General features: G+C 35.3%; 7 protein-coding genes. 3 read left to right on the top strand and 4 right to left on the bottom strand.

The features are described from left to right. The first annotated feature begins 49 nt into the window (after window positions 1-49). The gene (locus tag Q0951_RS10665) at window positions 50-1327 is read left to right on the top strand and encodes an NAD(P)/FAD-dependent oxidoreductase (protein WP_299336714.1); all 1278 of its coding nucleotides are present in this window, start codon (window positions 50-52) and stop codon (window positions 1325-1327) included. Window positions 1328-1390: 63 nt separating this feature from the next. After that, the gene (locus Q0951_RS10660) at window positions 1391-1933 is read left to right on the top strand and encodes a DUF4251 domain-containing protein (RefSeq protein WP_299336713.1); all 543 of its coding nucleotides are present in this window, start codon (window positions 1391-1393) and stop codon (window positions 1931-1933) included. A gap of 265 nt (window positions 1934-2198) precedes the next feature. On the opposite strand, the gene Q0951_RS10655 is transcribed toward Q0951_RS10660, so the two are convergent. Together Q0951_RS10655 and Q0951_RS10650 are read right to left on the bottom strand one after the other, a co-directional pair. Beyond that, window positions 2199-2786, bottom strand: a complete 588-nt coding sequence (locus Q0951_RS10655; protein ID WP_299336712.1) for a hypothetical protein — start codon at window positions 2784-2786, stop codon at window positions 2199-2201. Further along, a complete protein-coding gene (locus Q0951_RS10650; RefSeq protein ID WP_299336710.1) occupies window positions 2783-3361 on the bottom strand; it encodes a YceI family protein in 579 nt (192 codons plus the stop codon). Before Q0951_RS10650 ends, Q0951_RS10655 begins: the two co-directional genes overlap by 4 nt. Window positions 3362-3488: 127 nt before the next feature. On the opposite strand from Q0951_RS10650, the gene Q0951_RS10645 reads away from it, so the two are divergent. After that, a complete protein-coding gene (locus Q0951_RS10645; RefSeq protein ID WP_299336709.1) occupies window positions 3489-4358 on the top strand; it encodes a winged helix-turn-helix domain-containing protein in 870 nt (289 codons plus the stop codon). Window positions 4359-4361: 3 nt separating this feature from the next. Here the strand turns inward: Q0951_RS10645 and Q0951_RS10640 are convergent, their stop codons facing one another. Together Q0951_RS10640 and Q0951_RS10635 are read right to left on the bottom strand one after the other, a co-directional pair. Continuing rightward, window positions 4362-5372: a type IX secretion system membrane protein PorP/SprF gene (locus tag Q0951_RS10640; RefSeq protein WP_299336707.1), complete on the bottom strand. Its 1011-nt coding sequence runs from the start codon at window positions 5370-5372 to the stop codon at window positions 4362-4364. Window positions 5373-5401: 29 nt separating this feature from the next. Beyond that, complete coding sequence (locus Q0951_RS10635) at window positions 5402-13621, bottom strand: T9SS type B sorting domain-containing protein (RefSeq protein ID WP_299336706.1); 8220 nt, start codon at window positions 13619-13621, stop codon at window positions 5402-5404. Between the last annotated feature and the right edge of the window lie 54 nt (window positions 13622-13675).

The raw sequence follows: 13675 nt of genomic DNA, 5'->3' as shown, positions 1-13675 counted from the left end.
ATTTTAAGTCTCTTTTGTGATTGATTTGTGTTCAGCTTATCTTTACACTATGAGACGTGAAGATTACAAAATACATATTATTGGAGCAGGAGTTAGTGGATTAATAGCAGCTAAAACATTAGAAGAAAATGGTTACAAGCCAGTAATTATTGATGCTTCAGATCGTGTTGGAGGTCGTGTAAAAACAGATGTTATTGACGGGTTTCAATTAGATTATGGGTTTCAGGTGTTATTGGATGCGTATCCTTTAGCACAAAAGCATTTAGACCTCAAAGCCTTGGAATTACAAAAATTTTTACCTGGTGCTGCTATTTTTAGTGAAGGCAAAATGCAAGTCATAGGAGATCCGCTTCGTAATCTTTCTTTGCTAGTTCCAACATTAACTGCTTCTGTAGGAAACTTTAGTGATAAGCTAAAGGTGTTAAAACTCAACAGAGCATTAAAAAAGAAAAGTATCTCTTCTATCTTTACTTCGGAAGAAACCACAACTCTAAACTATTTACAAGCTAGAGGATTTAGTTCACAAATGATTAATGATTTTTTTAAGCCTTTTTTCTCAGGTATTTTTTTAGAGCCAGACCTCGCCACATCAAGCAGAATGTTCGAGTTTGTCTATAAAATGTTTGGTGAAGGTCATGCAACGCTCCCAAAAAGTGGGATAGAAGCAGTACCAAAGCAGCTGCAATCACAATTGAGCGCCACAACATTCCTGTTCAACACTAAAATAAAGACTGTTAGTGACGATCATATACTTACAGAAGATGGTAAACGCATTGACACACACTTTACAATTATTGCAACCGAAGCTTCTAGTTTAATACGTAATCTAAATCAAACCAATACTTGGAAATCGTGTGATAATATTTACTTTAAAGTTGATAAGCGCTCTATTTTCAAGCCTTTAATCGGACTAATAGCAGATGGTGATGCATTGATTAATAATCTATTTTTTTGCAATAGTTTAGCTACATCGAGTACATCAGATCAAGAATTGTTATCGGTTACTGTGGTAAAAGATCATGAGTATGACGAATCAGAATTAATTGAACTCGTTCAAGAGGAGCTCCAAACACTATGTAATATTAACGATACTACATTTTTGAAGCGTTACAAAATACCAAAAGCATTACCAGAATTAGATAACTTACAACAGGATTGTTCACCAACTGAAACACAATTAAAACCAACAGTTTTTTTAGCTGGAGATCAAATGCTGAATGGATCTTTAAATGCAGCTATGCGATCTGGTGAGCGAGCGGCTGAGGGTTTAATTCTTGCACTTGAGGATGGACTTAAAGTTGATAATCTAACTTCAGAGTATATTTAATATGTTAAATGACAATGATTTATGAGAATAAAATGGTATCTTTTATGAACAAAAATTAAGCTTATGAAAACTAAAATGATAGCTTTGTGCCTTGTTGGTTTTTTCATGCTTGCATGTAGTTCTTCCAACACCAAAGCCACTCCAGAACAAATACAGGCCTTAGACGAATTAGTAGCCTCTCAATCTTTTATGATTGAATCTGAATGGGCAGTACCACAAACGTCAAGCAGTTTGATTGCGCTTCAGAATTCAGGAATATTAGCTCCTGGAGATAATGCTGGTCGAGTTAGCCTTATTGGAAACCCTAATTTTTTAAAACTCAAAGGAGACGCTATTGATTCTAAGTTGCCATATTTTGGTGAGCGTCAAATGGTCAACAGACGAAATGATAACGGAAGTATCGAATTTGAAGATACCATCAAAAATATTGAGATTGAGCAGCATAAAAACAGTAGTTATACTATAAAATTTGACGCCAAAAGTCATAACGAAAATTATAATGTCATAATTCGTCTCTATCCTAATCTAAGAAGTGAAATGCTCCTCAAAGGTGCTAAGCGTTTTCCTATTCGATATACAGGATATGTAAGTAAAATTCCTGAATAAAAACATGATTTGCACTTAAGACCTATTCGTTTACTAAACTTATCTGTGTGTCACATTTCGGACAAATACATTGTATTGCTTTTAAAAAGTTTACGGCTTCAATTTCAATAAAGTTTAAGCAGATTGGACAAGGGATGCTATTTTTCATTGCTATTATGTTTTGATTTCTATGCAAAATATAACAGACAAACGAGTTATTTAAGGGTGAAAATACCTGATTAAGAGTAGTTCTATGTTTTTTTCTAGTAAGGTAATTTGTATGTAATCACATTTCACATATATCAGTTTTAAGTTTTACGGTTTTGAAACGCTCCCAAATATCATGATCAAAGCTTTGTGGTGATAATCTAAATATTATTACCGAGGAGTCTGAATCCTTGCAGTAATTTACGTTTACAAGAACATTAAGTGTCATCATATCTTCGGAATTAAATGAGTCATAGACTCTTATTTTTCCTTTGAAATCAGTGTCTTCACCCTCGGTTTTGATAAAGAGAGCTGTTGTTTCAGGCACTTGAAAATTTTTCTTTTTATTAACAGCTCCCATTAAACCATCGTAATATAATTTGATATTGGTTTCTAAACCTTCAGCAGTTTGTGTTTCAATAGTTTTGACATGCCAAGCAAAGGTATAACACCAAAAATCTTCATGCTCCGTTTTTCGCCAATCCTTAGCAAACCTTAGATCTTCATAACCCTCATATTTAATTTCAGGAGCAAAACTAATAGGGAACTTAATGATTTCTTTTAGCCAGATTTCATCAGCTTGAAATGCTTCATAATCATGTTTCTCTTGTGTATAGGCTCCTGAGCAACAAAATAGAACTGCGATAACAATGATTACTTTTTTCATTTTTCAAGTGGTTTTAATTTCAATGTAACTTCAAATCCAATAGCATCTGAGATAGCACCATCTCTAAGTTTGCTATTGTAATTCACTCCCCAACGCATTCTATCAATTTTGAATCTGGTTGTCATTTGCTTTTTTTCAAAATCAACTTCAGCTTGAAAGTCTATTGGCAAGGTAATACCTTTTATAGTGAGATCTGCAAAAACTTTCATATGAGTACTATCGTGATACTTCACACGAGTGATGACAAGTTTTGCTTCAGGAAATTGTGCCACATCAAAGAAATCAGGATCTTTTAAGTGGTTTACAAGGCTTTCATTTGCATCTGCTTTTTCAATATCCTCACATGAAATTGAAGTCATGTCAATAATAAATTTACCACCACTAATAACATCATTGGTCTTTATAAAATGTCCCTTTTTAAAACTAATAGCTCCATGATGTCCTCCAAAATAAAAGGTGTACTCACCAGACCATTTTACTTCACTTTTTTTTGTGTCTATTTCAAGATGTTCCTGCGCATGACTGAGAGTTATTGAGCATACAGTCATAATAACTAATAAAATACGTAATTTCATGTGTTTATATTTATGATTAATATGAAGGCAAAACTATTTGTAGCTCAAGTAAAAAGTGTCAAAAAACTGTAAAAGAAGTGTCAACAGTTGTAAAAAGTCATAGAATTGTATGTTATTTACAAAAATTATGAGCAAGAAAAAGATTTATTTATACAGCATATTATTAATTGTGGTATGCATGGCGTGGTTGTTTTCTAATTCAGAGGAAAAAGATGACGCCTTTTCTGAACGTACAAAAATCTCATTACGAGAAGTTGGCAATCAATTATTATTAAGTAATCAGGATTCTACATCATTGATTTTGCCAATCATTGAGTTAAATAAATCGAAATACGAATTATCATTTGATAAACCGCTTTCATTTGAACCGAACAGCTTAGTTAGCATCATTGATAGTACGTTTACTAAAACAGACCTTCCCAGACACTATCTTGTAGAAGTGCTTCAATGTACAGATCAACAAGTTGCTTATAGCTATCAAATGAGTGTCGATAAGGAGCGTACTATTATTCCTTGTGCTGGTCGATCGTTACCAGAATCTTGTTATACCATCGAGGTCAAATTCAATAAGCGAGTCGCATCAGTTTTAAACAGGCAAACACTGGTATTTATTTTCTTTTTTATTTGTGCAGCATTTTTAATTCAGTTTTTGTTGAGTAGAACACATCAAAATTCAACACCAGAGTCTCATAATAGTAATGACTATACATCTATAGGTCGATTTCAGTTTTATCCTGAACAAAACAAACTGGTTAGAGAAGCTGAAGTGATTAGTTTATCTAAAAAAGAGTGTGAATTACTGGAAATCTTTGTTGCACATCCAAATCAGATTATAAAGCGAGATGAACTCACCAAAAAAGTATGGGAAGACAATGGTGTATTTGTAGGTAGAAGTTTAGATACCTATATTTCAAAACTTCGGAAAAAACTCAAAGACGATGAAGCTATTAAACTAACAAACGTCCATGGTGTAGGTTATAAACTAGAGGTTGAATAAATCCTAATTTCTGTTATTACCATTGTTTTTATACTTTCTGTAGCTGGTTCCTTTTGTACAGGCACAATTGCTTGCATTTTGCATAAAATCTAATCCTATAGTAATTGAATGAGTACCTGAATTAAACCCAGATAAATCATTAATAGTCAGTTGATAAGAATATGCAAAATACAATCTGTTTTTCATAATTCCTGCCATAGGCCCAACATTTAATGGTTTTAACAACTGATCATTTAAAAAGCGGTAGGAACCACCAATCCAATAGTAATCTCCATCTCTGTTAAACTTTCGATATTTGAAATTAATATCAGTTGCAGAACGTTTATCACTATTAAATAACTGGTAAAATACTGAAGGTTCAAATTCAACATTTTTATTACGCTTACTCTGAATAACATACCCAGAATATATCTGATAGTTTAAAAGTTTACTTGGCTCAAGCTCAATACCTGTAAAATTATCGATGTCTTTATCTAAAAAGTTATTCATATTAAAACTAGCATAAAATCTGTTCCATCGGTATAGAAAACCAACATCAAAGTTGTTGTTTGAAATAGCTCTATCATCTGTTATACTAGGATCTACAATTGGTGTTCCCTCGCCATTTTCGAAATTCTCAATATCGATTCTGAAACTATTGATATTGTATGATAATCCGAAAGACAAGTACTGCTTTGATTTGTAATCTAAAATGATATGGTGAGCGTAAGAGAACTTAATTCCTTTTTGTCGAGTATTACCGTTTCTATCATTATAAGCTGAGATTCCAACACCAGATTGATTTGCAATTCGGAAATCGGCATACAACGCCTGATTGTCAGGTGCATTTTTTATACCTACCCATTGGGTCAATCCGTTAGCTCTAATTTTAAAATTATCACCAATACCAGCAAAAGTAGGAGAGACGATAAAATCATTGTCGGCTAAATACTGGGTCCAAACAGGTAAATTTAATTCTTGTCCGTAACCATACGAAGCGATTAAAAAAAGTATATATAGTGTTATTTTTTTCATTTGAATAATTTTAAATTCTTCAGATCCTATTACCTGTAAAGTGTGAAATGTCCAACATATTCCTTATTTAAAATGGTACTATTTGGTCTTACAACATACCAATAATCACCTGTTGGAAGCTCGGTTCCATTATATCGACCATCCCAATATTCACCAACACGATAAGTAGCTACTTTTCGTCCATAGCGATCAAAAATATCAAACGTAAGATTTGGGTAATCCTCCACACAACCTGGAGCCCATGTATCGGTAACGCCATCACCATTTGGTGTAAAATAATTTGGAATACAAGGTCCTAAAATCTCAATTTCGATAACAGCTAAAGCTTCACAGCCTGCACTATCTGTAACAGTAATAGTATATGTACCTTCTTCGGTAACTACAAACACACTTGTGGTTCCGTAATCTTCACCATTCATAGTAAATTGATAATCGCCAGTACCTCCAGATGCATTAGCAATAATTTCACCTGGTGCTTCACCTTCATTCAATATTAAGTCAACAGGAACGTAATCACCAATATCAAAGAACTCAGTTGTTTGTATACAACCATTGGTATGTCTAACATCAATGTAGTGGTCTGTACCTGGAGCTACATCTGTAAATATGTTGCTCATTTGGTATGGGCCGCCATCTAAAGAATAATCTAATTGTGTTAGGTCTGTAATACTATCATCTACAGTTACTGTAACTGTATTGGTTAGAGAATTATCAACACATAGAAACTCAATCTCAACCATTGGGTCGATAAACACTGACTCTGGGAATGTAATGTTCCATTCAGATTCACAACCTTGAGCATCACGAACAAAAACAGTATGATCACCACCACCTAGTCCAGTAAAATCAAATACTGTTTGGTTTGCAGATCCTGTGGTATATGGTCCATCATAATTATCTAAACTCACACTGTATGGTAAATTTCCACCTGAAATGTCAATACTGAATTCACCATTTCCTTCACCTTCACAAGTTTCTTCAAAAATCGAATCAGGGACAATGGTTAAGATAACTTGTATTGGATCATTAATTGTAAAACTAAAAGTGACATAACAACCTAATATATCCTGAACAATAACATCGTAATTTCCAGGTGCAAGATTTTCAAACACATTGGTTTCAAAAAACTGATCCAATTGAGGTGATATGGCATATTTAATAATACCAGTACCTCCAGTAGCAGTGATCTCTAATCTACCATCATCATTTCCACTACAAGTTACATCATTGACTGTAAATTCCACTTCTAAAGGTGCTGTTGGCTCAGTTATAGTAATTGGTGCAGTTGCTGTTTCACAATCGCCACTTTCAACATGTACTACATAAGTTCCTGCTACTAATTCTGTAAATACACCAGGACTATTTTGAGTTGCAGGAATTGTATTTCCTGAAGTATCTTCTAGGGTATATATGTAATTACCTAATCCTCCTTGTGCTGTTGCCATTATAGTTCCGTTATTATCACCAGCACAATTAATGGTTGGATCAGTTGATTCTAAATTGATTACTAATTCAGGAAGTGGATCAATTGTTATTTCATTTGATACATTAGCCGCACAGCCGTTGGCATCTCTTACATAATATTGATATGTACCAGCAGCTACGGAAAAGGTGATTGATGAATTGAATGTTCCTAAAACAGTAGAAAAAGTACTGTCATTACTATAGGAATACTGACCAGTTCCACCAGTTGCACTCAATGTTAGTGTAGATTCTGTTAAACATGTTTGAGTAGTTGTAGTCACCAAACTTGCTTGAATTGGGGTTGGTTCCGTAATTACAATAGTTGCTGAATTCAATACACATTCATTACCATCGCTAACTGTTACAGAATATGTTCCAGCGCCAAGGTTTCCAAAAATATTTGAAGTTTGAGGTCCAGATGTACTTGGAGTAGGTAAAATTGTATTTAAAGTGTAAGTGTAATCTGTACCTTGTCCGCCAGTCGTATTTGTTATTGTGATAGACGCGTCCTGATCACCAAAACAAGCCAGAGTTGTCACACTTGGTGTAAATGTTGCGTTAATTGGATTAGGTTCTATTAACGTAATATTGGTAGATGCTACACAACCTTCGGCATCAATAACATTTACAGTATAATTACCAGCTGACAAATCAGTAAAGACATTATTTGGAGAATAAGCTACTGTTGATGCACCAGTCAATTCATATTGATAATCTCCCCAACCACCACTGGCAACTGCTGTAATAGTTCCTTGACTATTATCGCATGTCACATTTGATGTTTCAGTCGCTATGAGTGATAGCGTTTCTGAAGGCGATGAAATGATCACACCAGATGTTGCAGAACAAAATGGATTTTCAGTTTCAGTAATGACTACTGTAAAACTTCCAGCTTGCATTCCCGTAACTGTAAAAGGGTTAGTTGATGTATTGGCATTAACTACACCAGTTACTGATGTTCCCAAATTGTCAAACACTTCATAAGTATAAGCACCTGAATATCCACTGACATTAATTTCAAATGAACCAGAATTATCACCAAAACAAGTCACAGCCGTTGAAGTAGTAGTAAACGTTGGAGGTGTAGCTTCAGGTACAGAAATAGTAACTTCTTCTGTACAAGACGTCACTGTATCAGTAATTGTAATTGTATAGATTCCAGATGGAACACTAGAGTATACATTCCCTGTTAAACTTATAGACGCTGGATTTGGACTAATACTGTATGCATAAGATCCTGAACCATTTGTGCCATTGACTGTAATTTGTCCATCATCATTATTACAAGATGGTTCAGAGCTAATATCAGCAGTTATTTCTACAGGAGCAGGAATATCTATTGATACTAAATTTCCACAGCCATTAGCATCTTGAATTTCAATAGTATGTGTTCCAGAAAATAAATTATATATCGCAAATGGAGCTGTTAAGGTTTGAGGAGCGCCACCATCTATACTATAGCTATAAGGAGCTATACCAGGTGTGTCCAGAGTAACATCTATTTCAAAATCTCCTTCGGAAACTGTACATAAATTATTAACAGTTGCCGAAATTACAGGTGTTGGGTCCATTGGGACAATAACCACAGGACTTGATACAACACATCCATAGGCATCGAGCACATGAACATAATAGTTACCAGAATCTACATTGAACGTACTCGCAGAAGCCCATGATGGGTCATTCTCTAAAGGAGCAGTTGGAGTTGTAGTGATTTGGTATAAATAAGGTGCTGTACCATTTTCACCCACTGCACTTATAAGTCCGGAACCAGCATTACAATTTGCATTTTGATTAATAGAAACAAGCAAGTTTAATGCAATAGCAGACTCGGTTATATTGAAAGGCGCTGTGACAACACCACAACCTGAATTTGCTCCAGAAGTTTCACTAATTGAAACAAAATAGTTACCAAACGGTAAAGGCCCTAAGTCTGTTACTGTAAGTGATCCATTAGCTGGAACTGTGCCAGAGCCTGTAACACCAGTTGACGCTAAAGTTAATGTGTCAAATATTTCATAGTCAACGTTTACAGCAGAGCCATAAACACTATTGACAGTAAAAGACACATTACCATCTGCACTTCCTGTACAGGTAATATTATTTGAACTAACCGCACTTAATGTTAGTGTTGAGTTTGTTGGAATTGGAGTAGTAGCTGGTTCATAATAACTACAATTTGTAGATGCATCATACACAATAAATGTATATGTAACACCTGATGTTAAACCAGTAAACGTTGCGGTTTCACTACCAGGAGAATCCTCTGGAATCCATGATCCTGGAGGATTTGGATATACTGAAATTGGTCCTTGATAAATACTGAAGAAGAACGGCCCTGAACTTGTCAATGTAGAACCAATACTAACTACAGCTTCACCACCTGTAAGACAGTCCACTGTTGATGTAATCGTAATATCCAAGTCGGTAGGAGGTGATGCAACCAATACATCCTGTTCTAAAACTGAACATCCATTGGCATCGACTACATTAATCTCATATAAACCGAAATCTACAACATCAAAACTCACCGAAGTTGATCCTGTTGCATTAATTTCAGAATTTGAATATCCATTAGTACCTGTTACAAAGTAGTTATAAGGCGCTGTTCCTCCTGTTACTGAATTTATAATAACAGAACCTTGAGAAATCCCTCCTGGTCCACAAGTAATATCAACAGTTGCATAATCCACAACAATAGGATCTGGCTCATTTATGGTAATTGTATCTGTAGCTGTACAAGAATTTGCATCAGTAATAGAAATAGTGTATGTACCTGCTGGCAAGCCTGAAGTCTGAGTACCATAGTCCGTACCTGTAGTATCATTATTGACATTAATAACAAATGGAGGCGTACCAACAGTATTGTCAATAGTAATATCTATTGCACCATTAGAGTCTCCATTACAAAGGATATCTTGTGTTTGAGTAATCACACTTAAGTCAGGTAATGAAATTGGAGATACTGTGATTTCGCTAGTTTCCGCAGTACAACCGTTAGCATCAGTGATTTGGAACTGGTATGTTCCAGCAGTTCCAGTTGTATATGTAAATGTTGAACCTGTAGAACCTAGTGTTGTAAATGTTCCGCCATTTATAGATACTGCATAGGTGTATGGCGCCGGACCAGTAATTGTTCCTGAGATTACAGCATCTGGAGTTGCTGTACAGTTAAGATTTTCTGTCAATACAGCATTAACCGTTGGTGTAGGAATAGGATCTATAGTATATGATTCGCTATAAATACAGTTGTTAGCATCTCGAACCTGAAATGTATATGTTCCTGGCTCTAGACCAGTAAACACATTTGAAGTTTGATAAGGTGTTGCATTTATAGTTGGAGCAATAATTTGATACTCCAAAGTTCCGGTACCACCAGTTACTCCTGAAATAGTTACTGTAGTTGTATTTGTAGGACATGTTATTGGCGAATTATCAAAAGTAAGGTCAGTAGGTGGGTTTAAAGCATCTATGGTAACATCATTAGTAATGAATGTACAATCATTTGCATCTTGTATGGTTATAGTGTAAGTCCCAGCAGTCAAACCAGTAAATACATTACTAACTTGAAAGTTTACACCATCAATACTATAAGTGTAAGGTGCATCACCACCAGAAACTCCAGTAACAGTAATAGTTCCGTTATCAGTACAAGTATATGGCGCTGATAATTCTGCAGTACCTGAAATGGCATTATTTGCAATTATTGATATGGTTTGTGGGTTAGTTGTACATACAGAAGATCCAAGTGAATATTGAACAACCACATCATAATCACCTTCTGTAAGTCCGGTAAATACAGATGAATTGACAAATGTTGCCCCTCCATCAATACTATATTCTAAGCTACTACCATTTGTGGCAGTCACATTGATACTAATTATTCCCGAATCTGTGGCATCTGCACAAGCGATATCAGTTGCTGACACATTAAAATCTGGTTCTGGAATCGCATCTACCACTATAGATGTACTTGCACTACAGTTGTTAGAATCTACAACTGTAACATCATAAGTTCCAGGTGTTGTTACAACTATCTCAGGAACTGTTTGAAAATCTGTTGAGCCATTCACAAAATAGAAATAAGGAGGTGTTCCACCAACAGGATAGACAGTAATTTCTCCTTCAGTACATGTTAATGGAACTGTAATAGCTGCAGTAACTGTTAATAATGGTGGTTCAACAATGATAACATCTTCAGAATAGAAACACCCATTTTCTGTTTCTACAGTAGCTGTATAAGTTCCTGGGTTTAAATTATCAAAACTATACGTATTTTCTAGTATTGGACCAACGCTATTGACTAAGGTGCCACCTTCAAACAATGAAAACGAATATTGCGGATCTACATCATTAGCCGCTAATTGGATGCTTCCTAATTCACCATGGCAGAGAGGTTGAATGATTGTTGATGTCACTGTGAAATCCCGATCTCTAATCTGAACATCCGGAACAGTAAATACACATGGATTTGTGGGTACATCAATTTGTCTGATGTAAACAGTGTAAGTTCCAGGTGTATTAACTGTAAAAACATTACTTGTTTGATAGGTATTGTCATCTAAGCTATACTCATAGCCAGAAGGCACATCATTTACGGTAATACTTCCTGGTGTTGTACAAATAATGTCTGTTGCTATTACAGTTGGATTTAATAAGTTCTGGTAAACATTAAAATAGAACTGAACAAAGCAACCACCAGAAAAGTTGATAGTTAATCTGAACTGCCCCGAAGTATTTGCTAGAAAATCTGCACCAGTTCCAACTTCGTTCCAAACACATGAATCATCCTCATTTGCACAATCTGGATCTGTTACTGCTGCACAGCTGGATTCGTCAAGTTGTTCCCAAATAATTGAAGTTGCACTAGATATATTAGTTTGAATGAATCTTGAATCGTTAGCACCACATAGGAATATATTTGGTAATAGTTTTCCATCGTTAGGACAGGTAACTACTTCATCAGCGTAAGGAATCACAGGGTTTTCTATATCTCCACCAAATACTTCAACAACATATTGCTGTTCTATAGACTGACAAGGTGCTATAGCGGTGTTGAATGAATAATAGGTGCCTGTATTTGTTACTGTTATTGTTTGTGTTGTTCCAATAACAGGCGTTCCTGACGGATTTGTAGACCACGAATATGAATCGTAGCCATCTGCTGCAGTAAGATCAACACTATCTCCACAAAGGATAATCTCTTCTATAAATTCACAATCAAGATCAGCTAAAAAGTTAGTAGCTTGAGGTGATAACAGGCATCCAGTATTACTATTTAAACTAGGATCATCTGTAATTTGAAATGTCGGATTAAAAAAACCGTTATATGTCGCATATGCCTGATTATTGATAATATTTGAACAAGCGTCTGCCAATTCACCACAGGAGTCTACTACCTGTACTTCAATACGAATTTCATAAACCGGATCATTCTCCTCAACCAGAGAATTATCGATATTAAAAATGATTTCTCTTGTAGTTGGGTTATAACTTGCTACGGTAACTCCAGGTGGTAATACAAGATCGTCAGGGTAGTTAAAAATAATATTTATTGGAAGTATATCTCTAATTTGGAAATTAGTCGCATTGTCATTTCCCGTATTTTGAAAACCAATAACATAATTCAGTGAAGCACCAAGATCTACGGTTTGTCCTCCTATATCATTTCCAGCATCATCCTCTACAATTTTAGTAAGCACAATATTAGGTTCAATAATTTCAACAGCAAAAGCAAAGAAATATGGGAAATAGGTGTCACCACTAGTCTCTAGTCTGATAACTCCTGAAGTTGCATCATTAGCAATAACAGAGTTTCCTGGATTAGGAATAGCAATTGTACCAGTATCAAAACCTAGTGTATTGGTACTATTTGGGACTCTATTGTCTACTGGTGTTGCATCCAATCGTGTTACCGAACTATTAAAAAAATTGGCTACTGGCCGATCTGCTGTAGATAAACTCACACCGTTTAACCTTAAGCGGTCTCCTAAAATCGGGCTATCACCTTCAAGTGTAGCGAAAGCAAAATTTGCTCTAACAGGAGCAGGAGCAGGGACTGTTCTAAATCCGTCAACAAGAATGTCTAAATTTGGATTATTTCCAGGTACACTAATGGCACTAAACCCATCAAAACTAGTAATAGATTTACCAGGTAATGTAGGGTCTTCATAAACTATAAAAAGAGACCAACCTGCTGATTGTCCGGTTCCGTTATAAGGATCGAAATTAGCTGTTTCACCTAAACCTGAAGAGACATTTGCCACTGTATAAGTTCCTAAATCTGTACCAGAACCAAACGCAGTTACAATATCAGTAACATCAGCAAAACATGCATAAGAAAAACTATCACCACCATCAACAGTTGTTCCATTAGCATCATAGATAATAGTTCCTGTGATATCATTATAACCTCCAACTGGCCCTTTGAGTTTTACATTAGTAATTGGTTCATTACCTGGATTAACGGCTCCCCAATATAAACCTGCATAAATAATTCTATAACAATTAGGATTTGGAATTTCTAAGTCAGCACTTGATGAACTAAATGTAGATGCATCACCATCAATATCAATATAAGTCATATTGACATTGTGATTATAAACCGAATTATCATTAAATGCATTATTATCTGGCCCAAGAATATTATTACCAATAAGGACTATATCTCCTTTTAGATCCTCATTAAACCTAGGGGTGAAGGGTTCGTAATTTTGTGCATAGGATTGAAAACCTATGAACAATAATATAATAATTGTAAGTCTAGAAAATGTAGGTTTTTTCATGATACTCATTTTTTGTATTCCAGTTCTTCCATGGGCAGTGGGTGAATAGGAATG

The organism is uncultured Psychroserpens sp. (assembly GCF_947501425.1).
Lineage (GTDB): Bacteria > Bacteroidota > Bacteroidia > Flavobacteriales > Flavobacteriaceae > Psychroserpens.
Note: the sequence above shows the minus strand (reverse complement) of the source record. Positions and strands in the feature narration are given on the sequence as shown.